This window comes from Sulfitobacter sp. PR48 (assembly GCF_028807335.1).
GTDB lineage: Bacteria > Pseudomonadota > Alphaproteobacteria > Rhodobacterales > Rhodobacteraceae > Sulfitobacter.
Map to the genome: position 1 here is coordinate 91570 of NZ_JARAMM010000003.1, position 25273 is coordinate 116842.

General features: G+C 61.5%; 29 protein-coding genes. 16 read left to right on the forward strand and 13 right to left on the reverse strand.

Features of this window, described 5'->3' with window-relative positions; genetic code table 11:
• Nucleotides 1-46: 46 nt before the first annotated feature.
• The 3 genes from lgt to pgeF are packed head-to-tail and all read left to right on the forward strand — an operon-like array spanning nucleotide 47 to nucleotide 2744.
• Nucleotides 47-934: a prolipoprotein diacylglyceryl transferase gene (lgt, locus tag PVW51_RS05090; RefSeq protein ID WP_274573850.1), complete on the forward strand. Its 888-nt coding sequence runs from the start codon at nucleotides 47-49 to the stop codon at nucleotides 932-934.
• Nucleotides 931-1992, forward strand: coding sequence for a class I SAM-dependent methyltransferase (locus PVW51_RS05095; RefSeq protein ID WP_274573852.1), 1062 nt, complete (start codon nucleotides 931-933; stop codon nucleotides 1990-1992). Before lgt ends, PVW51_RS05095 begins: the two co-directional genes overlap by 4 nt.
• Complete coding sequence (gene pgeF, locus PVW51_RS05100; protein WP_269361197.1) at nucleotides 1989-2744, forward strand: peptidoglycan editing factor PgeF; 756 nt, start codon at nucleotides 1989-1991, stop codon at nucleotides 2742-2744. Before PVW51_RS05095 ends, pgeF begins: the two co-directional genes overlap by 4 nt.
• Nucleotides 2745-2764: 20 nt before the next feature.
• On the opposite strand, the gene PVW51_RS05105 is transcribed toward pgeF, so the two are convergent.
• Nucleotides 2765-2974, reverse strand: coding sequence for a hypothetical protein (locus tag PVW51_RS05105; RefSeq protein ID WP_274573853.1), 210 nt, complete (start codon nucleotides 2972-2974; stop codon nucleotides 2765-2767).
• Between the two features lie 53 nt (nucleotides 2975-3027).
• Here PVW51_RS05105 and PVW51_RS05110 point away from each other — a divergent pair, with 53 nt between their 5' ends.
• A complete protein-coding gene (locus PVW51_RS05110; protein WP_205388210.1) occupies nucleotides 3028-3174 on the forward strand; it encodes a hypothetical protein in 147 nt (48 codons plus the stop codon).
• Nucleotides 3175-3479: 305 nt separating this feature from the next.
• Nucleotides 3480-4268, forward strand: a complete 789-nt coding sequence (locus PVW51_RS05115) for a Hint domain-containing protein (protein ID WP_240313050.1) — start codon at nucleotides 3480-3482, stop codon at nucleotides 4266-4268.
• Nucleotides 4269-4304: 36 nt separating this feature from the next.
• On the opposite strand, the gene PVW51_RS05120 is transcribed toward PVW51_RS05115, so the two are convergent.
• Nucleotides 4305-4805, reverse strand: a complete 501-nt coding sequence (locus PVW51_RS05120) for an Lrp/AsnC family transcriptional regulator (protein WP_269361200.1) — start codon at nucleotides 4803-4805, stop codon at nucleotides 4305-4307.
• A 219-nt stretch (nucleotides 4806-5024) separates the two neighbouring features.
• On the opposite strand from PVW51_RS05120, the gene trxB reads away from it, so the two are divergent.
• The 3 genes from trxB to PVW51_RS05135 all read left to right on the forward strand — a co-directional run bounded on the left by trxB (nucleotide 5025) and on the right by PVW51_RS05135 (nucleotide 9652).
• Nucleotides 5025-6035, forward strand: coding sequence for a thioredoxin-disulfide reductase (gene trxB / locus PVW51_RS05125; protein WP_269361202.1), 1011 nt, complete (start codon nucleotides 5025-5027; stop codon nucleotides 6033-6035).
• A 68-nt stretch (nucleotides 6036-6103) separates the two neighbouring features.
• Entirely contained in the window at nucleotides 6104-7795 is a 1692-nt protein-coding gene (locus PVW51_RS05130) for an adenylate/guanylate cyclase domain-containing protein (protein WP_274573855.1), read from the forward strand.
• 141 nt (nucleotides 7796-7936) lie between these two features.
• Nucleotides 7937-9652, forward strand: coding sequence for a bifunctional sulfate adenylyltransferase/adenylylsulfate kinase (locus PVW51_RS05135; protein WP_274573856.1), 1716 nt, complete (start codon nucleotides 7937-7939; stop codon nucleotides 9650-9652).
• Between the two features lie 56 nt (nucleotides 9653-9708).
• Here the strand turns inward: PVW51_RS05135 and PVW51_RS05140 are convergent, their stop codons facing one another.
• The 4 genes from PVW51_RS05140 to PVW51_RS05155 all read right to left on the reverse strand — a co-directional run bounded on the left by PVW51_RS05140 (nucleotide 9709) and on the right by PVW51_RS05155 (nucleotide 12198).
• Entirely contained in the window at nucleotides 9709-10569 is an 861-nt protein-coding gene (locus tag PVW51_RS05140) for a glycosyltransferase family 10 domain-containing protein (protein ID WP_274573857.1), read from the reverse strand.
• Nucleotides 10566-11456, reverse strand: coding sequence for a PhzF family phenazine biosynthesis protein (locus PVW51_RS05145; protein WP_274573858.1), 891 nt, complete (start codon nucleotides 11454-11456; stop codon nucleotides 10566-10568). Before PVW51_RS05145 ends, PVW51_RS05140 begins: the two co-directional genes overlap by 4 nt.
• A 106-nt stretch (nucleotides 11457-11562) precedes the next feature.
• Nucleotides 11563-11781, reverse strand: a complete 219-nt coding sequence (locus PVW51_RS05150) for a DUF1150 family protein (RefSeq protein WP_114275152.1) — start codon at nucleotides 11779-11781, stop codon at nucleotides 11563-11565.
• A gap of 3 nt (nucleotides 11782-11784) precedes the next feature.
• A complete protein-coding gene (locus PVW51_RS05155) occupies nucleotides 11785-12198 on the reverse strand; it encodes an Hsp20 family protein (protein WP_114275153.1) in 414 nt (137 codons plus the stop codon).
• A 159-nt stretch (nucleotides 12199-12357) separates the two neighbouring features.
• On the opposite strand from PVW51_RS05155, the gene PVW51_RS05160 reads away from it, so the two are divergent.
• The 3 genes from PVW51_RS05160 (at nucleotide 12358) to PVW51_RS05170 (ending at nucleotide 14210) form a co-directional block, all read left to right on the forward strand.
• Entirely contained in the window at nucleotides 12358-12582 is a 225-nt protein-coding gene (locus PVW51_RS05160; protein ID WP_269361211.1) for a YdcH family protein, read from the forward strand.
• A 79-nt stretch (nucleotides 12583-12661) separates the two neighbouring features.
• Nucleotides 12662-13150 (forward strand): 5-(carboxyamino)imidazole ribonucleotide mutase, encoded by a 489-nt coding sequence (gene purE, locus PVW51_RS05165; protein ID WP_274573859.1) that lies wholly within the window; start codon nucleotides 12662-12664, stop codon nucleotides 13148-13150.
• Nucleotides 13143-14210 (forward strand): 5-(carboxyamino)imidazole ribonucleotide synthase, encoded by a 1068-nt coding sequence (locus PVW51_RS05170; protein WP_274573860.1) that lies wholly within the window; start codon nucleotides 13143-13145, stop codon nucleotides 14208-14210. Before purE ends, PVW51_RS05170 begins: the two co-directional genes overlap by 8 nt.
• Here PVW51_RS05170 and PVW51_RS05175 read toward each other — a convergent pair.
• Nucleotides 14200-15342: an alpha-D-ribose 1-methylphosphonate 5-triphosphate diphosphatase gene (locus PVW51_RS05175; protein WP_274573861.1), complete on the reverse strand. Its 1143-nt coding sequence runs from the start codon at nucleotides 15340-15342 to the stop codon at nucleotides 14200-14202. The genes PVW51_RS05170 and PVW51_RS05175 overlap by 11 nt on opposite strands.
• Nucleotides 15329-16114, reverse strand: a complete 786-nt coding sequence (locus PVW51_RS05180; protein WP_274573862.1) for an alpha/beta fold hydrolase — start codon at nucleotides 16112-16114, stop codon at nucleotides 15329-15331. The genes PVW51_RS05175 and PVW51_RS05180 overlap by 14 nt, the downstream gene beginning before the upstream one ends.
• A 70-nt stretch (nucleotides 16115-16184) precedes the next feature.
• Between PVW51_RS05180 and PVW51_RS05185 the strand changes: the two genes are divergently transcribed.
• Nucleotides 16185-16640, forward strand: a complete 456-nt coding sequence (locus PVW51_RS05185; protein ID WP_274573863.1) for an NUDIX domain-containing protein — start codon at nucleotides 16185-16187, stop codon at nucleotides 16638-16640.
• On the opposite strand, the gene PVW51_RS05190 is transcribed toward PVW51_RS05185, so the two are convergent.
• Nucleotides 16606-17454 carry a DMT family transporter gene (locus tag PVW51_RS05190; RefSeq protein ID WP_274573865.1) on the reverse strand — a complete coding sequence of 283 codons (849 nt, stop codon included), beginning with the start codon at nucleotides 17452-17454 and terminating at the stop codon, nucleotides 16606-16608. The genes PVW51_RS05185 and PVW51_RS05190 overlap by 35 nt on opposite strands.
• A 249-nt stretch (nucleotides 17455-17703) precedes the next feature.
• Nucleotides 17704-18594: a DMT family transporter gene (locus PVW51_RS05195; protein ID WP_274573866.1), complete on the reverse strand. Its 891-nt coding sequence runs from the start codon at nucleotides 18592-18594 to the stop codon at nucleotides 17704-17706.
• A 115-nt stretch (nucleotides 18595-18709) separates the two neighbouring features.
• Between PVW51_RS05195 and PVW51_RS05200 the strand changes: the two genes are divergently transcribed.
• From PVW51_RS05200 to PVW51_RS05215, 4 genes are all read left to right on the forward strand, one after another.
• Nucleotides 18710-19549 (forward strand): helix-turn-helix transcriptional regulator, encoded by an 840-nt coding sequence (locus PVW51_RS05200; RefSeq protein WP_274573867.1) that lies wholly within the window; start codon nucleotides 18710-18712, stop codon nucleotides 19547-19549.
• Between the two features lie 208 nt (nucleotides 19550-19757).
• Complete coding sequence (locus tag PVW51_RS05205; protein ID WP_274573868.1) at nucleotides 19758-20267, forward strand: hypothetical protein; 510 nt, start codon at nucleotides 19758-19760, stop codon at nucleotides 20265-20267.
• A gap of 228 nt (nucleotides 20268-20495) precedes the next feature.
• Nucleotides 20496-21413 (forward strand): hypothetical protein, encoded by a 918-nt coding sequence (locus PVW51_RS05210; RefSeq protein ID WP_274573869.1) that lies wholly within the window; start codon nucleotides 20496-20498, stop codon nucleotides 21411-21413.
• A 14-nt stretch (nucleotides 21414-21427) separates the two neighbouring features.
• Nucleotides 21428-21826 carry a pentapeptide repeat-containing protein gene (locus tag PVW51_RS05215; protein ID WP_114275727.1) on the forward strand — a complete coding sequence of 133 codons (399 nt, stop codon included), beginning with the start codon at nucleotides 21428-21430 and terminating at the stop codon, nucleotides 21824-21826.
• A 376-nt stretch (nucleotides 21827-22202) separates the two neighbouring features.
• Here PVW51_RS05215 and groL read toward each other — a convergent pair whose 3' ends face one another.
• The 3 genes from groL to PVW51_RS05230 form a co-directional block, all read right to left on the reverse strand.
• On the reverse strand, nucleotides 22203-23849 hold the full coding sequence (groL, locus tag PVW51_RS05220) for a chaperonin GroEL (RefSeq protein ID WP_269361223.1): 1647 nt from the start codon (nucleotides 23847-23849) through the stop codon (nucleotides 22203-22205).
• A 70-nt stretch (nucleotides 23850-23919) separates the two neighbouring features.
• Nucleotides 23920-24207, reverse strand: coding sequence for a co-chaperone GroES (gene groES, locus PVW51_RS05225; RefSeq protein WP_269361225.1), 288 nt, complete (start codon nucleotides 24205-24207; stop codon nucleotides 23920-23922).
• 372 nt (nucleotides 24208-24579) lie between these two features.
• Nucleotides 24580-25257, reverse strand: a complete 678-nt coding sequence (locus PVW51_RS05230; RefSeq protein WP_274573871.1) for a DUF2161 domain-containing phosphodiesterase — start codon at nucleotides 25255-25257, stop codon at nucleotides 24580-24582.
• Between the last annotated feature and the right edge of the window lie 16 nt (nucleotides 25258-25273).

Consider the following 25273-nt stretch of genomic DNA (forward strand, 5'->3'; position numbering starts at 1 on the left):
GCAGGCGCAAGGTTGACTTCCCCGCCGGGGCGCGCTCAATCAGCGCATGATCGCAATGCTCCCCTTCCCCGAAATCTCGCCCGAGATCTTCTCGATTTCCCTGTTTGGCACAACCTTCGCACTGCGTTGGTATGCGCTGGCCTATATCGTCGGCATCCTGCTGGGCTGGCGCATCGTTGTCCGCGCCACCCGGACCCCGCGACTATGGAAGAACAACACGCCCGTGATGACCCCCTCCCAGGTCGAGGACCTGCTGTTCTGGGTGATTCTGGGCGTGATCCTGGGCGGGCGGCTGGGCTATGTGCTGTTCTATCAACCCGGGTTCTACCTGGCCAATCCGCTGCGCATCCTGCAGCTTTGGGAAGGCGGCATGTCCTTTCACGGCGGGGCCCTGGGCGTCATCCTTGCCGGATGGCTTTATACCCTGCGCCACAAGATCCCCACCATCCCGACCGGCGATATGGTCTGCCTCGGGCTGGCACCGGGGCTGTTCCTGGGGCGACTGGCCAATTTCATCAATGCCGAACTCTGGGGCCGGCCAACCGACCTGCCCTGGGGCGTCGCCTTTCCGACCGATGCCGCGCAATATTGTCCCGATGTGGCCGGACTCTGCGCCCGGCACCCCTCGCAACTCTACGAGGCGCTGCTCGAAGGGCTGATCCTGGGGGGCCTTCTGGTCTGGATGGCCTGGCGGCGCGGGGCGTTGAAACGCGAAGGGCTGATCGGCGGCACGTTCCTCGCCGGTTATGGCATCGCCCGTTTTATGGTCGAATTCGTCCGCCAGCCCGATGCGCAATTCGTCAGCGATGGCAATCCGCTGGGCCTCGCCTGGCACATGGGCGGCTATGGGCTGACCATGGGCCAGATCCTCTGCCTGCCGATGATCCTGGTCGGGGCGTTCCTGATCCTGCGGGCACGCCGTCGCCCGGCATGAGCCTGCATGACCATATCGTCGCGCGCATCCGGGCCGAAGGGCCGATGCGGCTGGATGACTACATGCAGTCCTGCCTGTTGCACCCGCGCTGGGGCTATTACGCCACCCGCGACCCGCTGGGGGCTGCGGGTGATTTCACCACCGCCCCCGAGATCAGCCAGATGTTCGGCGAAGTCATCGGTCTGTCGCTGGCACAGAAATGGCTGGACGATGGTGCGCCCTCCCCCTTCACCCTGGCGGAACTGGGCCCCGGCCGCGGCACGCTGATGGCGGACATCCTGCGGGCCTGTGCCAAAGTGCCGGGATTTGCCGAGGCGGCGGAAATCCAGCTGATCGAAGCCTCGGACGCCCTGCGCCAGATCCAGGCCCGGACTTTGCAGGCCTGGCAGGTCACCTGGTCGACCGAGGTGGGTGACCTGCCGGATCAACCGCTTTACCTGGTGGCGAATGAATTCTTTGACGCGCTGCCGATCCGCCAGTTCCTCCGGGACGGGATGCGCTGGCGCGAACGGCAGGTCGGCCTGCAGGACGGGGCGCTTGCCCTGGGTCTGGGCCCCGCCCAGCCGCAACCGGCGCTGAACAACAGGATCGAGGACACCCGCGACGGCGATGTGGTCGAGATCTGCGGTGCCCTGTCGCCAATCCTGTCCCGGATCGCCCCCCGGATCGCACAGCACGGCGGCACTGCGCTGATCATTGATTACGGCGACTGGCGCACGCTGGGCGACACCTGGCAGGCGGTGCAGGATCACGAACCCACAAACCCGCTGGCCAACCCGGGTGCCGCCGATCTGACCGCACATGTGGATTTCGAAGCGATCGCCCTGGCCGCAGCCCCCTGCGCCTACAGCCGTGTCACCCCGCAGGGGGTATTCCTTGAACGGCTGGGCATCACGCAGCGGGCGCAACAACTGGCACAGAGGCTGACCGGCCCGGCGCTGGACAGCCATATCGCCGCACATCGACGGTTGACGCATCCGCAGGAAATGGGAAACCTCTTCAAAGTGATCGCCCTTTATCCGCCAGAGTCGGCACCGCCACCGGGATTGGAACCATGACACTGGAAATTCTCACGTCGGACTGTCTTGCCCCCCTGCGCCACGGGTTTTTCACCCGCGCAGGCGGTGCATCCTCGGGCGTGTTCGCCGGCCTGAACTGCGGACAGGGCAGTTCGGACCAGCGCGAAATCGTGGCCATCAACCGCAGCCGCGTGGCAGAGGCCATGGGTGTGGCGCAGGACCACCTGCTGGGCGTGCACCAGGTCCATTCCGCCACCGCGATCACCGTGACCGCACCGCAGGCGGAAAAGCCGAAAGCGGATGCGCTGGTCACCGCCACCCCCGGCCTTGCGCTGTCGGTGCTGAGCGCCGATTGCCAGCCTGTGCTGTTTGCGGATGCCAGGGCCGGCGTCATCGGGGCGGCCCATGCCGGATGGCGGGGCGCGCTGGACGGGGTGTTGCATGCCACCGTCGATGCCATGGTGGCGCTGGGAGCCGCGCGGCCTGACATCACCGCCGTCATCGGGCCCTGCATCAGCCAGCGCGCCTATGAGGTTGGTCCGGAATTCTTCGAGGATTTCATTGCCGAGGATCAGGCCTATGCCCGCTACTTTGCCAATGGTGACGGCGACAGGATGCTGTTCGATCTGCCCGGCTTTGGGCTGAACCGGCTGCGGGCGGCTGGTGTGGGCCATGCGGAATGGACACATCACTGCACCTACAGCGATCCGGCACGGTTCTATTCCTATCGCAGATCCACCCATGCCAAGGAGGCCGATTACGGCCGCCTGATCTCTGCCATCACCCTTTGATTTTGACGCAATTGGGGCAGCTATGGCCCCCTTCCTGCCCGAATGACCCACTCGCAAAGCGGAAACAATCCCGCGAAAGCGGCAAGATTGGCCACGAAGCACCAATGATTTTCAATAAAACAAGGGCTTTGCGCAATTGAGGCGGTGCGGTCACAAATCACCGGCCAAATGATGAAGCTTTCTTGAAAATTCTCGTCAAACGCCAAAAACCCGCCCGATTGGTCCGGCATATTGATCCTCAAGCAAGGGCAGCGACCCGAAAATACAGACCGAGGATGAGACAATGAAGACCAACACACGCTTTATCAAGAACGTCGTCGAAACCGCAGCCAAGAATGACACCGTGATGCCCTGGGCGCGCGGCGCACGCCGGAAGGCTTTCATCGCCAAGCGCAACGCATCCGAGACATCGGCGCGCAAGTCCGCCTGAACACCGCACCAGCCTCCCCGAAGCGACCAGTTTCGCTGGTACGAGTGCATACCCCCCACGCGTTGATTCGCGAGGGGGGTCTTTTTTTGCGTGAAATGTGGCAGCGTCACGCGGAATTGGGGAAACAGAACGGCGAAAATCCACCAAATTGGCCTTAAATGGGGCATTAATGTTCGACAAACTTTGACAATCTAACCCTTTCATGACGATTTAAGCCTCGTAGAAGACATGAAATGACGAATGTTATTTCCGTTGTTGTCGGTGGGGGCCGACACGGATGTGACCTACCTTGGAAGGGTGATCGCATGAATATTACTGCTGCCTCAGGCGCCCGCCTGCAGACCAGACTGAAAGCACCACGCGGGTTCGACCTGAACGCGCCGGGTCCCGCAAATGGCGGGCTGCGCGCAACCGCCCCCATGCCAATGCGCAATTTCGAAATAGCGGCGTTGCGGACGGACGGTTCGCTTTACATCGGACAGGACAGGGCACCGGCCATTCCATTGTTCGAATCCGCCTTTTCCGCTTTTGCGCGCGGCACGCTGATCCAGACCGTCAATGGTGAGGTCGCGGTCGAGGATCTGCAGCCCGGCGACATGATCAACACCTCCACCGGCGAACCGGCCAAGCTGATCTGGATCGGTTCCTCCAGCTTCGTGCCCGCCGACGCGGGCCGCCGCATGCCGCTGGTGCGGATCATGGCCGACAGCTTCGGACAGGGGCGCCCCTCGTCCTTCCTGACCGTCGGACCGGGCGCAAGGGTGCTGCACACCCCCCACCACCTGCGGTCAGAGGCCGGTGGCACAAGGATGCTGACCTCGGTCCGGGAATTCGTGGACGGTGTGAACGTGATCGAGATCGTACCGCCAACACCCGTGCGACTGTTTCACATCTGCCTGGACCGCCATGCCGCGATCAATGCGGGCGGGCTTGAGATGGAAACCTTTCACCCCGGTGCCAATGCGACACGGACGGTGACCCATTCGCTGCGCGACCGTTTCCTGGGGATGTTTCCGCGCATCAGCCACATCACCGACTTCGGTCCGCTGGCCCATCCGCGCGCGCCGGAGCCTGAAAACGGTCAGGTCGCCTGAAGCCACGCCGCGACGACGCCCTCCGGGGCCTGCGCCTCAGGGGGTGGTTTTCAGGCGTTCTTCCAGAACGTCGAAGGGCACGCCGGGTTCATCCTTGGCCCCACGGATCACCAGGCTGGTCTTGACGCTGGCCACATTCGGGGTGGTCAGCAGCTTGCCGGTCAGAAAGCTTTGAAAGCTGGACAGGTCCGGGGCCACACATTTGATGATGAAGTCGACTTCGCCGTTCAGCATGTGACATTCACGGACCAGGGGCCAGTCGCGGCATTTCTGCTCAAAGGCGCTCAGGTCCGCTTCGGCCTGGCTGGCCAGCCCGACCATCGCAAAGACCTGCACCTCGAATCCCAGTTCGCGGGCATCGACATCGGCGTGATAGCCCCGGATGTAGCCTTGTTCCTCCAGCGTGCGGACCCGGCGCAGGCAGGGTGGTGCTGAAATGCCGACCCGCTTGGCCAGCTCGACGTTGGTCATCCGCCCATCGGCCTGCAATTCGGCCAGAATTTTCCGATCAATCGGATCAAGCCGTGTACCTGCCATGATGTCCCCCGTGGTATTTGCGATTCTTATATCAGCGCGGCGATTCTGCGCAATATTGTTTCGTATTCGCGCAAGAATCTTCCAGAGTCGACACTTAGCGCCGGCATCCGGGGATGAAAAGCCCTATTGGCCCGGCTTCCGGCCCCTCCAACGGGGGTTTAAGCGGCGGCGGAGCTTGTCTATATGACGAGGGCTGCAACAGATGTTCGGGGGTGCCGTATGGCCGAGACACGCAAAACCAAGGTTCTGATCATTGGCTCAGGCCCGGCAGGCTACACGGCCGGTGTCTATGCCAGCCGCGCCATGCTGGAGCCTATTCTGGTACAGGGGATCGAGCCGGGCGGCCAGCTGACCACCACCACCGAGGTCGAGAACTGGCCCGGCGACAGCGAAGTTCAGGGCCCCGATCTGATGGTGCGCATGCAGGACCATGCCAAGGCCATGGGCACCGAGATCATCGGCGACATCATCACCGATCTGGACCTGTCCAGCCGTCCGTTTCACGCCAGGGGGGACAGCGGCACGACCTATATCGCCGACGCGGTGATCCTTGCCACCGGCGCGCGGGCGAAATGGCTTGGCCTGCCGACGGAGGACAAGTTCAAGGGTTTCGGCGTCAGCGCCTGTGCGACCTGCGACGGCTTTTTCTATCGCGGCCAGGAGATCGTCGTGGTCGGCGGTGGCAACACAGCCGTGGAAGAGGCGCTGTTCCTGACCAACTTTGCCTCCAAGGTGACGCTGATCCATCGCCGCGACGAACTGCGTGCCGAGAAGATCCTGATCGACCGGCTGATGAAAAACCCCAAGATCGAGCCGCTGTGGTTCCATGAACTGCACGAGGTTTATGGCACCGACAGCCCGCTGGGTGTCGAGGGCATCAAGGTAAAGCATGTTGAAACCGGCGAGATCACGGACATCCCCGCCAAGGGCGTCTTCATTGCCATCGGCCACGCACCGGCAAACGAACTGGTCAAGGACGTGCTGGAAACCCACATGGGCGGCTATGTCGTGACCAAGCCCGACAGCACCGAAACCTCGATCCCCGGTGTTTTTGCCGCCGGTGACCTGACCGACCACAAGTACCGGCAGGCGGTGACCAGCGCCGGCATGGGCTGCATGGCAGCGCTGGAAGCGGAACGGTTCCTGGCCGAAATGGGCGACGATGTGGAAATCCAGGGCGGCAAGGACACCTCGCTGCCCCTGGGCCACGGCGCACAGGTGGCTGAATAGGCCACCAACACCCTTCTTGACCTGCTCCTTGCCTCCCCGCAAAGTCTGACCAACGCAAGGAGCAGGACATGAGCGATCTTTGGCGCGGAACCACTGCAACCCGCCTGCGCATCGCCAGCGGTCTGGTGCTGTTCATCTACGCCCTGCTGCATTTCCTGAACATCGGGCTGGGCCTGTTTTCGACCGAGCTGATACATGCGGCGCAGGATTGGCGTCAGCTTGTCACCCGCAGCATCCCGGGCACGATCCTGATCTACGGTGCCTTCACCATTCATCTGTCCATGGTCCTGGGCAGGCTTGCCCTGCGCGGCACACTGCGCATGCCGTTCTGGGAAGCGGCACAGACCGTGCTTGGCCTGATGATCCCCGTCTTGCTGATCGCCCATCTGGTCCACACCCGCACTGCGCACGAGCTTTTCGATGTGAACGACGAAATGGGGTATATCTCGCTCCTGCTCTACAACACCCTGGATGGCTGGAAACAATGCGCCTTGCTGGTGCTGGTCTGGGCGCATGGCTGCACGGGCTTGCATTTCTGGCTGCGCGGAAAGCCATGGTGGCGCAGGTCATTGCCGGCCCTTGCGGGCATTGCGGCGCTTGTCCCCGCCTTTGCACTGGCAGGCTTCCTGACCGAAGCGCGACGGATCGCCGGGAATTTTCGCATTCCCGAAAACCGTGAGGCGATCTATGCCGCCTACAACTTCCCCGATGCCGAGACTTTCGCCATGCTCATCGCCTGGACGCGCTATCTTGGCTGGGGGCTGTTTGCGGTGCTGGTTGCAGTCGGCGCAATCTATGCGATCAAATCGGTCCTGTCGCGGCGGCAATCAGTGCGGGTCAGCTATGTGGACGGGCCAGAGGTCTGGGCACCCAAGGGCCTGACTCTGCTGGAAGTTTCCCGCCTGCGGGGCGTGCCACATGCATCGCTCTGCGGGGGCCGGGGGCGCTGCACCACCTGCCGCGTTCTGATCGAGCACGGGGCAGAGAAGTTGCACCCGCCCAGCCCGGCAGAGGCCCGCGCCCTTGCCGCCGTGGGCGCAGGACCGGGGGTGCGGCTGGCCTGCCAGATCGTCCCCGTCGCCCCCACCACCGTGTTCCGCATCTTTCAGCCCGACGGACGCCGCAAACACCGGACCCACGCCAGCCAGGGCGAAGAAAAGAAGCTTGCGCTGCTGTTCCTTGACATGCGTGGCTTCACGGCCCGCACAACCGGCCAGTTGCCCTATGACGTGGTGTTCCTGCTGAACCGGTTCTTTGACGCTGTGGTTCCCGCGGTCAACCGCGAGGGCGGCACGATTGACAAATACCTCGGCGACGGGTTCCTGGCGATCTTCGAGACGGCAACCCCCGAAAGCTCTGCCCAGGCCGCGCTGCGCGCGATCGAAGGCATTGCGCAGGAACTGGACCGGTTTAACGCACAGCTTTCGGACGAAGGACAGGGGCCCGTCGCAATCGGGATCGGTGCGCACCTCGGCGAGGTGGTTCTGGGCGAAATCGGCGCTATCGGTCAGTCCCCCCGCACCCTGATCGGCGACACGGTGAATACCGCTTCGCGGCTGGAGGGGGTCACCAAGGAACACGGCGTTCAGGCGATGATCTCTGCACCGCTGCTGACGGCGGCTGGCCATGCGCCCGCAGCGGAGCTGATGGTGGAACTGACCCTGCGCGGGGTCCACGCCCCTCTTGCGGCGTGGCCGGTGAAACATGCCCATGACCTGGCCGCACAGCTGGACGCCCTGCCCGCCACCGGAACTGCCTGAAACCGCCCATGACTGGCCATTTTCCGCAACCCGGACCGGATTTTTTCTGTTTTTCGCCTTGCACCGCTAGACTCTGGACGCGCTGCGGGGGCATAGGGCCTGCAAACTGTCACGACGACATAAGGCAAAAGCGAGTTTGACATGACGATGGTGCAAAATTTATCCCCGATCCCCGAGCTGTATGTTTCCTACGAGTCGGCCCAGAAGCTGAAGCATGAGGCGGGTGAGCTGGTCAGCCACGATCTGACCCCGCGCCAGATCTGCGATCTGGAACTGCTGATGAACGGCGGCTTCAACCCGCTGAAGGGTTTCCTGACCGAAGCCGATTACGACGGCGTCGTGGAAAACCTGCGGCTGGCCGACGGCACCCTTTGGCCGATGCCGATCACCCTGGACGTGAGCGAGGATTTCGCCGAGAAACTGGAGCTGGGCCAGGACATCGCCCTGCGCGATCAGGAAGGTGTCATCCTTGCCACCATGACCGTGACCGACCGCTGGGAGCCGAACAAGGCCCGCGAAGCCGAAAAGGTATTCGGTGCGGATGATGACGCGCATCCGGCGGTGAACTACCTGCACAACAAGGCCGGCAAGATCTATCTTGGCGGACCGGTCACCGGGATTCAGCAACCGGTTCACTATGACTTCCGCGCACGCCGCGACACGCCCAATGAACTGCGCGCCTATTTCCGCAAGATGGGCTGGCGCAAGGTCGTGGCCTTCCAGACCCGCAACCCGCTGCACCGCGCACACCAGGAGCTGACCTTCCGCGCCGCGCGTGAAGCCCAGGCCAACCTGCTGATCCATCCGGTTGTCGGCCTGACAAAGCCCGGCGATGTCGATCACTTCACCCGCGTCCGCTGCTATGAGGCGGTGCTGGACAAATACCCGGCGGCCACCACCTCGATGTCGCTGCTGAACCTTGCCATGCGCATGGCGGGCCCCCGCGAGGCGGTCTGGCACGGGTTGATCCGCAAGAACCACGGCTGCACCCATTTCATCGTCGGCCGCGATCACGCGGGCCCCGGCAAGAATTCAGCCGGTGAAGATTTCTATGGCCCCTATGATGCGCAGGACCTGTTCCGCGAGCATCAGGAGGAAATGGGCATCGAAATGGTCGATTTCAAACACATGGTCTATGTGCAGGAACGCGCCCAGTACGAGCCCGCAGACGAGATCGAGGACAAGGACAACGTCACCATCCTGAACATTTCCGGCACCGAACTGCGCCGCCGCCTGCGCGAAGGTCTGGAAATTCCTGAGTGGTTCTCCTTCCCCGAAGTGGTCAGGGAGCTGCGCCGCACCTCTCCGCCGCGTTCCGATCAGGGCTTTACCGTGTTCTTCACCGGCTTCTCCGGCTCGGGCAAATCCACCATTGCCAATGCGCTGATGGTCAAGCTGATGGAAATGGGCGGTCGCCCTGTGACGCTGCTGGACGGCGATATCGTCCGCAAGAACCTCAGCTCCGAGCTGGGCTTCTCGAAAGAGCACCGTGACCTCAACATCCGCCGCATCGGCTATGTCGCCTCCGAGATCACCAAGAACGGCGGCATCGCCATCTGCGCACCCATCGCACCTTATGCGACCACCCGACGCGCGGTTCGCGAAGACATCGAAGCCTTCGGCGCCTTTGTCGAGGTGCATGTGGCCACCTCGATCGAGGAATGCGAACGCCGCGACCGCAAGGGGCTGTACAAGCTGGCGCGCGAAGGCAAGATCAAGGAATTCACAGGCATTTCTGACCCTTACGATGTGCCGCAGAATCCCGAACTGTCACTGGACACCGAAAGCGTGGACGTCGACAACTGCGCCCATCAGGTTTTGTTGAAACTGGAAAGCATGGGTCTGATCAGCGGCTGATCCGATCCCTTCGCGACGAACCCGAAACGCAGCCCCCCGGGGCTGCGTTTTGCGTTTCACAGACTGTCGCGGATGGCGCGGGCGGCGCGGCCTTCCAGATCGGCCCAATGCGCCGCCTGCGGCTTGGCCGCGCGCAGGGCGGAGGCAAGCTGGTCATACAGCCCCCCGCTTGCCGCGCGGATCGCATCCTTCATCTGGGCCGCATCCTCGCAGATCACCATCCCGCCGGTATCCATGAAATCCCCGATGTTCGGACAACCCCAATAGATCGGCACCGTCTCGCAGAGCACGGCATCGACGATCTTTTCGGTAAAGTAGTTCCGCTCGCGGATGTTTTCGATCACCACGGAGAAACGGTAGGGTGCCAGCCCGTCGGACTTTTCCGCAAAAGGGGCATAGCCGCGCCCCAGGATTTCGACCTCCAGCCCCTCGTCCCTGACCAGATCGACCATCTCGTGCCGCAGCTGGTGGCCCAGCGTGTCGCGCTTGGCCGAGGCGATGAGCGACATGTGCCGTGTCTTGTCGATCTTCAATCCGGACGGGTCCGGCACCCAACTGGTGCCGAAGGGCAGCATGATGCCGTTCGGGATTGCCGCCAGCAACGCGTCGTCGTGACAAAGCACCCGGTAGAAGCGCCGCCAGGTCCAGCGCAGCAGCCGCAGGTGCCGCCGGTGGATCGCGGCAGGTTCCACCACCATGACAGAGACCCGCGCGGGTGTCGCCCAGCGCAGCCGGAAATGCATCGCCGTCTTGGGATAGACGATCAGGTGATCGTCAGGCAGCAGATCCCCCACCTGCCCCGCCGCCAGCCGGTCGGGCCGCCCAAGGGGCCAGTGCAGATCGTCCAGCGGCACCTGCGCAAGCGCGGCCCCCAGTTGCGACCCGTAGGGCAGGACAGCGATGGCCGGATCGGTCACCGCCCTTCATCCCCGGCGGGAAGAAAGACATCCCCCGTCATGATCACGCAGCCCTGCCCGGCGACTTGCACCCCGGTGATGGCGTCGCGCGGCCCCAGGACGGTGACCTGCGCCTGACCCGGCCTGCCCATGCCATGTCCCTGCTCGGCCACATAGGAAGGGCTGTCCAGCAGCCCCCGCGCCCAGAGATAGCTGGCGGCCGCACCGGTGGCGGAACCGGTGAACGGGTCCTCCGGCGGGCTGGGCGGTGCCAACAGAAGCCGTGCACAGGTGTCGCCGGCAGAGGTAGCCCCTTCCAGGGTGATCCAGTAAGGCTCCATGATATCAATACCGTCGTGACCCAAAGCCTGTGCATAGGCCTTAAGCGCCGAAGGGTCGAACCGCAGCCCGTCGAGGGCGGCACGGTTCCGCAGCACCGTAATGCAGAACGGCAACCCGGTTGATACAATCTGCGGCGGGCTGATGATCTCTTCCGGGGTGATGCCGCCGATTGCAGCAACCAGATGCGGAGCGACCTCTGCGCCGAATGTCGGCGCCACCTGTGTCATCGTGATCAGGTCGCCCGCCACCTCGACCGCCACAATGCCCGCCCCGGTTTCCAGCCGCAGCGGCCCGTCGCCGATCATGCCGCGATGGCGCAGCGCAGCCACGGTGGCAATCGTGGGATGACCCGCAAAGGGTATTTCCCGGCTGGCCAGATAATATTTCACCCGCAGGTCCGCCACATCGGACGGTCCGGTAAAGGTGCATTCCACCAGAGAGGTTTCGCGCACGTAACCCATGCAGGTTTCATCGCTCAGAACCGCACCGCCATGCACCACGGCACAGCCGTTTCCGCCAAACGGCTGGGTGGTAAAGGCATCGACCCAATCAAATTCAAGGCGCATCGCAAACTTCCCCGGATAACAAAAAAGGCCGCAGTGCGCTGCGGCCTCTTACAAATCCATGATCCGCGTGGCGGGGTAAAGGCCCCGACCGCGCTTAATGCATCTTCTAATGCACCATCACCGGCGCATAATCATGTTCGCGCGCCAGATGAAAGGCCAGTTTGCGGTCGCCGACAAGCGCCAGCTGCTGGCCTTGGGCATCGTGAACCGAATAGAGCAGTTCCAGACCTTCGGCCTGATCGCGTACTTCGCGAGGCAGATCGCTGACGGCGATTGTCTTGACGTATACCGTCCGGTCCCCGCCATGGGTTGTCATGTCATGCATATCTTACCCTTTCTTGATCTTTATGGTCTGTACAACTGTTTCGGGTTTGGCCCGGGTCAAGTCCACGTGCAGCAGACCGTTCTCCATCTGAGCTTCGCCCACATCCACCCCGTCGGCCAGCACAAAGCTGCGCTGGAACTGCCGTGCGGCGATGCCACGGTGCAAGAACACCCGGTCTTCGCCGTCATCGTGCTGACGTCCCCGGATCACCAGCTGGCGGTCCTCGACAGTGATGGCAAGATCATCCTCGGCAAAGCCCGCAACGGCCAGCGTGATGCGGTAGCTGTAGTCGGATGTCTGTTCGATATTGAAAGGCGGATAGCCTTCGTTGCCGGATTTCGCAGTGCGTTCCAGCACCCGTTCCAGCTGTTCAAACCCCAACATGTGAGGATAAGAAGCAAGCGTCAGTTTCGTCATGCGACACGTCCTGTATTAAAGCGACAGTCAGGCATGGGCCCCTTCAGCGGCAACCCATGGCATAAATATGGGGGCATGGACTACCGGGCGCAAGGGCTATGCGTGAACAAGCGCACGCCCTATATTGGGGTACTCTACTGTGATGGAATCACCCGACCGATGAATGCGCCGACTGATCTTTCCATGAAAAACGACGATGTGCTGCGTGTGGAACTTGAAGTGTTCCGCCGCGAACACCGCGATCTGGACGAGGCGATCAGGGCCCTGACGGACCGGAACACGGCAGATCAGCTGACCCTGCAACGGCTGAAAAAACGCAAACTGCGGCTGAAGGATCTGATTGCCCAGATCGAAGACCGCCTGACCCCCGATATCATCGCCTGAAACATCCTCTGCGCGCATTGCCCTGCAGGCGCGGACAGGTATAGTGCGCGCTCTGAATTTCTGCAAAAGGCTGCTTGGCATGACCCCTCCCCCCGTTGGCATCATCATGGGTTCGCAATCTGACTGGTCCACGATGCGCGAGGCGGCGGCGCTGCTGGACGAGCTGGCGATTCCTTACGAATCGCGCATCGTTTCCGCGCACCGCACCCCCGACAGGCTGTGGGACTACGGCAAGACGGCGGTGGATCGTGGCATGCAGGTGATCATCGCAGGTGCCGGCGGTGCCGCACATCTGCCCGGCATGATGGCCTCGAAAACCCGGGTGCCGGTGATCGGCGTGCCGGTCCAGACGCGGGCATTGTCAGGGGTCGATTCGCTTTATTCCATTCTGCAGATGCCGCGCGGCTTCCCGGTGGCGACCATGGCCATCGGTGCCGCGGGCGCTGCCAATGCGGCCCTGATGGCCGCGGGTATCCTCGCCCTGCAGGACCCAAAACTTGCCGAGCGGCTGGACAATTGGCGCGCAGCCCTCAGCGCATCCATTCCGGAGGAGCCCACAGATGACTGAGCCGCTCCCCCTTGGCAGCACCATCGGCATTCTTGGCGGCGGTCAACTGGGCCGGATGCTGTCGGTTGCCGCCTCCCGTCTGGGGTTCAGGACCCATATCTTTGAGCCGGGGGCAGAGCCGCCCGCAGGCCATGTGGCCGATGCCGTCACCACCGCCCCCTATGAAGACGACGCCGCGCTCAGGGCCTTTGCCAGCGCCTGTGACATCGTGACGTTCGAGTTCGAGAATGTCCCCACAAGCGCGCTGGACCTGATCGAGGCGCAGGTGCCGATCCGGCCGGGCCGCGAGGCGCTGCGCATCAGCCAGGATCGCCTGACCGAAAAGGAATTCCTGCAAGGTCTGGGGCTGAACGTGGCCCCCTATGCCGATATCCCCGATCAGGCGGCGCTTGATGCCGCCGTGACAACCATCGGTACGCCTTCGATCCTCAAGACCCGGCGCTTTGGCTACGATGGCAAGGGTCAGCTGCGCCTGCGCAGCGCCGAGGAGGCTGTCGGCACCATGTCCCAGATGGGCGGCGCCCCCTGTGTCCTGGAAGGTTTTGTCGATTTCAGCCATGAGGTTTCCGTCATTGCGGCGCGCAGCGTGACCGGCGAAGTGGCCTGTTTTGACCCCGGTGAAAACGTCCACCGCGACGGTATTCTACACAGCACAACGGTGCCCGCCCGCCTGTCGGCCAGCCAGCGCACCGACGCGGTTCTGATGGCAGCCAGGATCCTGAATGCGCTGGATTATGTCGGGGTTCTGGGGGTCGAGCTTTTCGTCACGGCGCAGGGTCTGATCGTGAACGAAATTGCGCCAAGGGTGCACAACTCGGGCCATTGGACACAACAGGGTTGCAGCGTGGACCAGTTCGAACAGCACATCCGTGCCATCACCGGCTGGCCGCTGGGCGATGGGTCACGCTATGCCGATGTGGTGATGGAAAACCTGATCGGCGATGACATGGACAGGGTGCCGGAGCTGGCCCGGGAAAAGAACACCAGCCTGCATCTTTATGGCAAGGCCAGCGTCAAACCGGGCCGCAAGATGGGCCATGTGAACCGGATCACGCGGTAAAACGCTCGGCAATCTCGCCCGACATGTAAGACACCCGCCCGGCGACAAATGTCGCGGCCACACGGCCCGTGGCGGCATCCAGCACCACAAGGTCGGCACGTTTGCCCGCCTCCAGCACGCCGCGGTCGGTCAGCCCCAGAAGGGCGGCGGGCCCGCCGGAAACCAGATGCCAGATGTCCGCCATCGGGGCGACGCCCGCCTCTGCCAGCATCAAGGCGGCGCGGCGCGGCGAAGGGTAGTGATAATCTGACGCGATGGCGTCGCAATAGCCCATCACGATCAGATCCAGGGCCGACAGGTTGCCATTGTGCGACCCGCCGCGCACCACGTTGGGCGCGCCCATGATCACCGCATCACCTGCCGCCTGCGCCGCCTCTGCCGCTTCCAGCGTTTCGGGGAATTCGGCAATGCGCACACCGCGCTTGCGCCAGGCCGCCCGACCTTCCGCTGTCGTATCGTCGTGACTGCCCATCCGCAGGCCTGCACGGCCCAGCGTTTCACACAAACCGTCAAGTGCTGCGGGCACCTCATCCCTTTGCCCGTGCAGTTCCAGCATCATGGCATGGTGTTTCTCGGGGCTGCGCCCGGCCTTCAGCGCCTGCCCCATCAGCCTGCGCGGCTGTTTGCCCGCCTCCAGCCGGTCATGCGGCAGATGATCGTTGAAGACGATGTATTCGACCCCCCAATCCGCAATCCGTCCCGGCATTTCTTCATAAAGATCAAGCAGATGGGTCTCGAATCTCAACTGCCCCCGCAGGTCGGTGACCAGCGTGTTCCGGGTGTCAGCAATGGCGCGAAAGACCTTGTCGGCAAAGGATAATCCGCGCATTCCGCCTTCCCAGCTCACGAATTGGGCCAGTACCGCCGTGGTGATCCCGTTTGCGGCCAGCTCGGCCTCGCAGGCGACCAGACCCTCATCCATCTGCTTCATGGCCCCGCGCCGCTGGGCCAGATGACGTTCAAAGCCATCGCCATGCGGGTCAACGATACCCGGCAAGATGTTGAATCCCCGCAAATCCACGGAACGACCCACAGGTTTATCCACAATCACGCCACCCGCAAAAGACAGCGGCGCATTGCTCCACCCCTCCCGGCGCAGCACCTGGCCCCCGGTCAGATCAATCTCGGGCATCGCTGCGGCCTGTCAGGCAGCTGCCGGCGGGGCAGCCGAAGGAATCCAGCACCCCGCCAATCCATGTCATCGACTGGTCAAAGGCACCTGTGTTGAGAAAGCTCATGGTCTGGGCGATCACCCGCGGATTGTTCATCATGAAGGTATGTGTCACCGGCAGGACGATGTGATCGGTCATGCCCGCCACACGGGTCGAGGCGACCGATACCTTGCCATCGTCCGGCCCCGGCAGAATTGACGAAAAATATGGGTTCAAAGACTGCGATCCCGCAATAATGCCCAGGGAAAACGTGACCGGCGGCAGGCTGCGCGGCAGGGCGTCCGGACCGGTGCCCATCTGCGCGCCCGCCGGGCCGTTGATCCAGTCAAAGGCGACGACCTCGTTCAGCTCATCAACCACTTCGCTGCCCTGATTGGGCGGGGCCAGCATCACCACCCGCCCGACACGGTCAGCCCCGGCATCGACAACCCATTGCCGCAACAGGATACCCCCCATCGAATGGGTCACAAAATCGACCTTGGGGGTCCCGCAGGCCGCCACCGCGTCCGGCAGGGTCTGTTTGACCAATGCCTCCACCGGTGCCTCTGTCGAAGGGTAGCCGGGGCGCACCACGCGGTAGCCTTCACCCTCCAGTGCCGCCTCCATCAGGGCGAAGGAGGCTTCGGTCCTGGCCAGCCCGTGCAGCAGGACCACACAGCGCGACGGCGCTGCGGCAAGCCCGGAAGCAGCCCCCAGGGACAGGACGGAAACGATGGCAATGATGCGTATCATGGGCCTGAGATAGACTGATTTATCCGAATATGAAATGCTGGCGCCACTGACGTTGCGAAAAGATCGCCCTATGCCTTCTGCCTCCCCCCGTCTTGCGGCCCGCGCCATCCTGATACATCAGGACCGGTTGCTGCTGGTCAACGCCTACCCCAACGGCGAAAGCCCCCTGATGTGCGCCCCGGGCGGCGGGGTGCATCCGGGCAGTTCGCTGCCGGACAACCTGGCGCGGGAGGTCTATGAGGAGACCGGTCTGACCATCACGGTCGGCGCGCCCTGTCTGGTCAATGAGTTCCACGACCCCGGCGGCAGTTTTCACCAGGTCGACATCTACTTTCGCTGCATGTTGTCGGGCGCCCCCGACATCGACCCCGCCTGGCAGGATGTGGACCGGGTGGTGAACAAATGGCAATGGACCAGCCGGGACGAGCTGGCCAGCATCCCGCACAAGCCCGACAGTCTGGGCGCGGTCGCCTTCGGTGTGCCGGGAGCGATCAGCTACGATCCGCTGGAACCGATTGTGCGCTGATCGCCCAGCCGATCCCGCCCAGGACCAGGAAAGCGGCAATGATCAGCAGGAGGCTCAGGCTTTCGCCCAGAAACACCACACCTGCGCCGATGGCGATCACCGGAACGCTCAGTTGCACCACGGCGGCGGTGGCGGAATCGAACCCTGGCAGCACGTTGTACCACAGCGCATAGCCCAGCCCCGATGTAAGTCCGCCGCAAAGGATGCCCAGCGCGAGGCCCGTGAGACTGAAATACAGCCCGGTCGAGGCCAGCAGGACCAGAAGGATCGGCAGGCAAAGCAGGAAATTCGCCGCTGTCGCCGCAAGGGGGTCAGCGGCACTGCGCCCGATGATCGTATAGGCGGCCCATCCCAGCCCGGCAAAGACCATCAGCAAAGCCCCGGCAAGATCGCTGCTGTTCCCCGCCCCCGGCCAAAGCGCCACCAGCAGCCCGGCAAAGGCAATCGCGGCACCTGTGATCTGCCGCATGTTGGGGGCCGTACCCCGTATCGCACCATGGAGAAACATCGTGATCTGCACCACGCCGAACAGGATCAGCGCGCCCAGCCCCGCATCCAGCGTGAGATAGGCCAGCGAGAACCCGATCATATAGGCGGCAAGGCTGAACGCCCCCGGCAACCGGTTGCGCCGCAGCAGCGGCAGCCCCCCGCCCCGCAGGGTGATCACCATCCCCAGCACCAGCGCACCGGACGCCACCCGGACAATGGCAAAGCCCAAGGGGTCAATATGCTGCCCTTCGATGGCCAGCCGGGTCAGGACGGAATTGGCCGCAAAGGCGATCATGGTGAGGGCGGTGAGCAGGGCAAGGCGCATGGCAACAGCAGTAGCGACAGGAGCGCCTTTCGCCAAGACGTTGAACGCGCAACCGGAACGATCCCGTGCAAGGCAAGGGGGAACGACCGCTTCGAGCCCAAGGTGACTGATGCTGCATGGTCCATGGATGTCCGCTGTTGCGAGATGGCCGAAAACCTTCAACAACTGCTTGAGTTTTGAACGGGGTTATTGGCTGCCGAAAATTGACCGTTTGTCAGCCATGCCAAAAGGGAGGGTTTTTGGCGCGGCTCAAGGTCTACCTTGCAGACCCTGGGGGCGCTCACGGTTGCGAAACATCACGATGTTCCCGACACCTGCCAGCACCACCCCCATGGCCGCGCTCGCCGTCCACACGTAGCCTTCGAACAGAGTCGATGCCGTCAGAGCGACGATTGGAAAGAGCACCGTTGCGTAACCGGCACGAGCAGAACCAATTCGCTCGACGAGTAGGAGATAGGTCGTGAAGCCAACGACCGAACCGACGACTGCCAAATACGCCAGTGCGGTCCAATAGGCACTGCCTTCGGGTGCGACAAGAGGTTGTTCCCTGATGACCAAAAGCGCCAGAAGAGTAAGTGCCCCCATCCCCATGCCCCAAGCATTCGCAGTCAACGGCGAGACGCCGAGGCTCGAATTCTTCCGCGATGCCATGTTTCCCCATGAAAATATCATAGTCCCCAAAGTGGCCCATCCGATACCCCGCAGTGTTGTCGGGTCCAAGGCAACTGCAAGATCCTGCCAGAACAACAGGGTCAGCCCCGCCACCCCCAGCCCACCTGCTAGGATCGTCTTTCGCTCGATCCGGTCACCAAAGAAAATCCGTGTATTTATCGCGTTGAAGATTGAGGCCAGCGAGAAGATCACCGAGACGAGGCCCGAGGGTACAGTGGCGGTTGCCGTATAGAGGCACAGAAAATTCAGGCAGAAGAGGCACAGTGCTTGCACGACGACAAAGCGCCAGACTGCGGGCCGCCGCAACCGCCCCAGACAGGCTAGCCCGGTCAGCATCACAGCTCCTGCCAGAGCAAAACGATAGAACACCGAGACGGAAACGGGGACATCTCCGACTTGGGCCGCAATTGCGATCCAAGTCGTGCCCCAGATGAAAACAGTCGCGATAAAGAGGACGGGTGTGCTCATTGTAGGCTCCTTTGCCATCGTCTCTATGCGAGATTGCTGACGCGCATTTGCACGATCTTGCGGTGAACCGCAGCGGGACCATTTTCGTTTGGACTGCGCTGGTCTAAACAGGGGCATGAAGCAGATTGTTCGTGATTTCCTTGCCCACTCTCCCACAGCGAATGCAGTGACCACGCTTGACCTTGGCGCAGGGCGCCAGGTGACGATTTGGGAACACCGGGATGATCGGGTATTTTATGACGGGCCCCAAGGGCACGCCTTCAGCCTGTACCTGCAGGGCGGCTACGGCACCCGAAGGCTGGACCGCGGGGCGGGATCAGGACAACCGGGCACCGTGTGCATACTGCCCGAAGGTCACAGATCGAACTGGGAGATTACCACGCCCGTCCGCTTCATCCATCTTTACATGCCGGACGATCGCCTGAGGTCTAGTTTTGCCGCAATCCACGACCGTGACGCCAGACAACTGGATCTGCCAGAAGTGACTTTTGCCGAGATGCCAGGTCTTGTCGGACCGCTGAACGCTCTAGCCCAAGCGGCCATGACGGGCGACAGGCTACTGGCCGATACTGGCCTGGCCGAACTGATCGGCCAGCTCGGCGGTTGCAAGATCGTACTGCGCGGCGGGTTGCCGCCCCGACTTCTGCGCCTATTGGAAGACTGGATTGAAGTTCATCTGGGCGAAACAATCCGGCTAGAAGATCTTGCCCGGATTGCCGATTTGTCTCCGTTTCACCTTAACCGGATGTTCAAAGCGTCAAAGGGGATCGCGCCGCATGCCTGGATCACCCTCAAACGGATCGATTGCGCGAAAGCGATGCTCCGCGACCATGTACCAATCATCGAAACCGCTTTGGCGTGCGGCTTTTCCAGCCAAAGCCATTTCACTCGAACGTTCCGTGCTCACACCGGAACAACCCCCGCCATATTTCGACTGACCTATAATGGCGGGTAAAAGCTCGACACCGCATTTTTCTGCGTCAGCGCAGAGCGCTCCAAAAACGAGCGTTTTTGACGCACAGGTTTTGGCATAGAGTTTTTGGCAATCTCGTTCATGGACGCATACATCCCCGTTGCGTTTTGTGAAGGCGTAGCGAACGATGGTCTTGGGCTTCCTTTACCAATGATGGATAGAACCTGTTCCGCACGTGCGCGGAGGTTCCATGCAACACAGTTTCAGCGACTTCCTCAGACATGGTGGTAACGGTCACTATGTTATTGCACGGCGCGATGGTCGCATTGTTGGTCGTCGTCTGGGATTGTCATTTAAATCGACGTTCCCAAACTATTCTGCTTTGAGGGCCGATTTCAGCGAACGCCTCGATGAGGTGATTTCCGAGAACACCCAGCTGCTGCTGAATGCACTGACTCCGCCGGACACGGTTCCAACTGTCACCAAAGCTGATCTGCGGGATGTGTCGGATGCAAAGGAAGAGGCGCTTGATGCATGGGACCTGCGCCTTGAGAGTATTTTCAGCGAATATGAGAACCACCAACAGCGATTGCGTCCGCTTCGAACCGCAATGGAAGAACGCCTTTTGCGTGCCTTCGCAGGATTGATCAACCAGCTCCGGCAGGAAGACCTTGGGATTGTGCAGTACATCTGGCGCTCGCGCGATGATGCTAAAGTGCGCGACAGCCACCCTGCATATGATGACCGCGTTTTCCGTTGAGATGATCCCCCGGAAGGCGGGCATCCAGGAGAAGCACCCAATTGCCGGTGCTACGCCGAGCCTGTTTTGCCCGGCGTCCAGAGCAATGTGGTACTGGCGGATTTCGCACCCACGGCAGGTGGCTTTCCCGCTGTCGATCCAACTGATGCGATACGTGGCCTACGCGCTCTGACTGGCGTTGGCGCGGCGCTTCTTGCGTCTGATGCATTGCAGGACTGGACGGAAGCCATGCGTGATCGACGCGTGGATGAGGCAGGTGCGCGGCTTGGTGTCGATGTTGCCACCGTCGAAGGTCGTCTGGCCGCAACAGCCTATGCGCTCATACAGGAGGGGATCAGCAGCGGGGGGTATCCGGTTCTGCCCAAGAACCCCGAATTTGCACGCATCGGCGCTGAGGCAGCTGCGCTTTTCGAGTTGCTCAACCCTGGTACCATTTTGGAAACAGGCGATGGTGGCGATCCCGCGAAACAGCGCGCTTTGCAAGACTTCATTGAAGCCGCCGGAGAAGCGTTCGCACGCGGGGATTTACGGCTTCAGGAAGGCGAGCTGGCACAAGGCTGGGTCGAGGTCTTCCCTGAATTGACAGAAGGTGAGCGCCGACTGGGAGAACTACCCGGTTTCACCCCAGAACGGATCGAGCAATGGCTTGAAACCTATCCCATTGATGAGCTGGGCCTGCCAAACAACACCGGTTCTCCTATTCCCGGTGATCCAACCGACACCATCATTTCAACCCCAATCCCAGAGGAGACGGGGCCAAACATCGTTGCCATCGAACGTACACAAGAAGAACTTGATGCTCTTGCTGCCGACCCGTCACACGGGGGTGCCATACGTGAACAAGGTATGCGAGAGCGAGAAATTGGTCTCGGTGCCGAGGAGGCCGGGCTAGTTCCGGGGCCTATTGTTCGCGACCCCACCGGCGCAGCCGAATTCATTGATGCGAATAACCAAGCGTGGGACGTCAAGGGCTTCAGAAGCGGATTCCCCGCAAGTGCAGGCGGATTCGACGTGACCACCGACGTTGCAAAGATTGAGCGAGAACTTCGGTCAGGGCATAATGTAATCATTGATACCGGGTTCCTGACGGAAACGGACCTCCACTCTCTGCAAGAAGAGGTTGATCGTAGAGGTATCTCAGACTGAGTGGTATATTGGCCATGAAAAATCTTGACCTACAAAAACGGCTGGAAGCTTTCAGCTCAGGGCAGGGCAAAAACCAAGAGTTAGGCACTTACTTGGAAGAACTAGGCCTCGATTTTAGAGGTACTCGGCCCAACGGCTTGAACTTGAATGGAGCCGTTATACCCGCCTCGAACTTCTCCGGTATGACTTTAGAGAACGTCGATTTCTACGGTGCGAACTTGGGTGGTGCAAATTTCTCTGGGGCAATACTCAAGAATGTGGACTTCACAAAAGCAAACCTCGACAATGCTAATCTCACAAACGCAACAGTTGTTGGAGGGAGCTGGTTCAGAGCAACATGTATAGGTGCGCAGGTTGCAGGGCTCACCTTCTCCGGGACCAATTTGGAACGGACCTTTCCCCAGCTTTCATAGCGTGATTGTCGGACGATTTCGGTCATTACTCATAGGTTTTTGTCACCGGCAGAAACGACCGTTTGTTGAACGGTTTGCCAAAACCGGACATTGGAGAACGCGAAGTAAAGGTCGGCTTTGTCCCGCTTACCAGACTTTCACGCGCTTCTCGGCGAAGGTCCAGAAAGCGCCCTTTCGAACCTCGGAGGCGAAGCGCAAGCCGGGCCTGGGTGCTCATGTTTGACGGCAACTTTGTCCACATTATCCCCATCCGTCCATCAAAGATATCTCGGGCCGAATTGCCCCTCCTTCACAACCACCGCCATGAACCGCCGATCCATGAAAAAGGGGCGCGCCTTGCGGCACGCCCCGGTTTTCTCTGACAGGTCAGAGCAGCTTACATCATGCCGCCCATGCCGCCCATGCCACCCATGTCGGGCATGCCGCCGCCGTTGCCGTCTTTCGACGGACGATCGGCAACCATGGCTTCTGTGGTGATCAGCAGACCGGCGATGGATGCCGCGTCCTGCAGTGCTGTGCGCACAACCTTGGCCGGGTCGATCACGCCGAACTTGAACATGTCGCCATATTCTTCGGTCTGCGCGTTGAAGCCGAACTTCAGGTCGCTGCTTTCGCGGATCTTGCCGGCAACAACCGAACCGTCCACGCCGGCGTTTTCAGCGATCTGACGCAGCGGTGCTTCCAGTGCCTTGCGCACGATGGAGATACCGACGTTCTGATCGTTGTTCGCACCGGTCAGGCCGTCCAGCGATTTGGCTGCCTGAACCAGGGCCACACCGCCGCCGACGACGATACCTTCCTGCACAGCCGCACGTGTCGCGTTCAGGGCGTCGTCGACGCGGTCCTTGCGCTCTTTCACTTCGACTTCGGTCATGCCGCCAACGCGGATGACGGCAACGCCGCCTGCCAGCTTGGCAACACGTTCCTGCAGCTTCTCACGGTCGTAGTCGCTGGTGGTCTCTTCGATCTGGTTGCGGATCTGGGCCACGCGTGCCTCGATCTCGGCCTTTTCGCCAGCGCCGTCGACGATTGTGGTTTCGTCCTTGGTGATGGTGACTTTCTTGGCCGAACCCAGCATGTCCATGGTGACGGATTCAAGCTTCATGCCCAGATCTTCGGAGATGACCTGACCGCCGGTCAGGATCGCGAGGTCCTGCAGCATCGCCTTGCGACGATCGCCAAAGCCCGGTGCCTTCACGGCTGCGATTTTCAGACCGCCGCGCAGCTTGTTGACCACGAGGGTCGCCAGCGCTTCGCCTTCCACGTCTTCAGAGATGATCAGCAGCGGCTTTTGCGACTGGATCACCTGCTCAAGCAGCGGAACCATCGGCTGCAGCGAAGACAGTTTCTTCTCGTGCAGCAGGATGATGGCATCTTCCAGCTCGACGGTCATCTTGTCGGAGTTGGTGACGAAATAGGGGGACAGGTAGCCGCGGTCGAACTGCATGCCTTCGACGACATCGGTCTCTGTTTCCAGACCCTTGTTCTCTTCGACGGTGATGACACCCTCGTTGCCGACTTTCTGCATCGCATCGGCGATCTGACGGCCGATTTCTGCTTCGCCGTTGGCGGAGATGGTGCCGACCTGTGCAACTTCGTCGCTGTCGGTCACGTCACGGGCCGCTGCACGGATCGCTTCGACAACCTTGGTGGTCGCCATGTCGATGCCGCGCTTCAGGTCCATCGGGTTCATGCCGGCGGCAACCGATTTCATGCCTTCCTTGACGATGGCCTGCGCCAGCACGGTGGCGGTTGTTGTACCGTCGCCTGCTTCGTCATTGGTGCGCTGGGCCACTTCTTTGACCATTTGCGCGCCCATGTTTTCGAACTTGTCCTCAAGCTCGATCTCTTTCGCCACGGAAACACCGTCCTTGGTGATGCGCGGTGCGCCGAAAGATTTGTCCAGAACCACGTTGCGGCCTTTCGGGCCCAGCGTGACTTTCACCGCATCGGCAAGGATGTTCACACCCTTGAGCATGCGGTTACGTGCGTCAGTCGCGAATTTGACGTCCTTAGCAGCCATTTTGTTTTCTCCTCTTGAGAGTTCTTGTTCAGTTCAGTTCAGCGATCAGGGTTCAGAGCGGCCGGATGGCTTACTCGATGATCCCCATGATGTCGCTTTCCTTCATCATCAGCATTTCCTGACCGTCGACGGTCACTTCGGTGCCGGACCATTTGCCGAACAGGATCTTGTCGCCTGCCTTGACCGCCGGTGTGATCAGTTCACCGCTGTCCTTGCGGGCGCCTTCGCCCACGGCAACAACTTCGCCTTCGGAGGGTTTCTCTTTTGCGCTATCGGGGATGATCAGCCCGCCAGCAGTTTTCTCTTCGCTTTCAGTGCGCTTTACCAGCACGCGGTCGTGAAGCGGTTTCAATGCCATCTTTGTAGCTCCTTAACGCTCAAAGTTTCTCCCAGTCGCCCGTTTGTCCGGGCCGTTATCACTCAACATGGTCGAGTGCTAACGGCGCATAGCTAGGGTTCGGATGAAGCCGAGTCAACCATTGGTTTGTGGAAAATTTTATTGTGCCGGGAGTGGCGCGGTGGCTTCGCTGAAACTAAGCATACAGGCCTTGCGTTCAAGGGATGTTCTGCGGTCTCCAAACCGAGTTCAGAGGTGCGGAGGGTCCCGATCTTTTCAAAAAGATCGGCTCGGAGTTTTCAAAAACTCCGACACCACCAAATCCAGCCCCGCCTTCCCGAAACCGATCTTTTCAAAAAGATCGCTCCGGAGTTTTCAAAAACTCCGGCACCGTCAGGTCCCCAGGACCCTTCCGCTGACCCCAACCGCTTCGGCCCCCGCCGGGGTCAGGCCATAGACCCCCTTCTCGACCTTCTCGAACCAGCCATAGTGGTTGTCGCGCATCATCGTGGTCGCGCGTGCGACGCCGGTTTCCCGGGCCACATCCGCGCCCCGGCTGGCCCCGACCTCGAACAGGTAGACCGCAAGTTTCAGCGTGTCCTGCCGGTAGGCGGTGACCAATCCCGCCCGCGTCTGCCCGCCATCATTGGGGTCACCCTGCCGCCGCGCGAATTCGCGCAGCAACATCGCCTGCCGCCTAGCCGATTTGCGCGGGGCATAGGGGCCGGGATCGCAATGGACCTCGACCAGCCCGTCGGACAGCCGCACGGTGATCAGCCCCAGACCCAGTCGCCGCGCCAGCGCGGTATTCGCCTTGATCGCCTTGGCAAACCGTTTGCCCGGCTGGCGCGCCACCGCCAGATAGATGTCATCGCTGACCTTGAGCCGTTCAAGGCACTGGTGGAACAGCGCCAGTGAAAACCCCAGCTTCAGCTCGATGATCAGGGGCGGTTCCGCACCGCGCACAGCCATCACATCCGCCGCGCCGACTTCGGCCTTCACCACATAGCCCTGATCTTCCAGATAAGCCTTGATCGGGGGGTAAAGATCGGTTTCTCGCGGTTGCGTCATGGCGCCAGAGTGACCT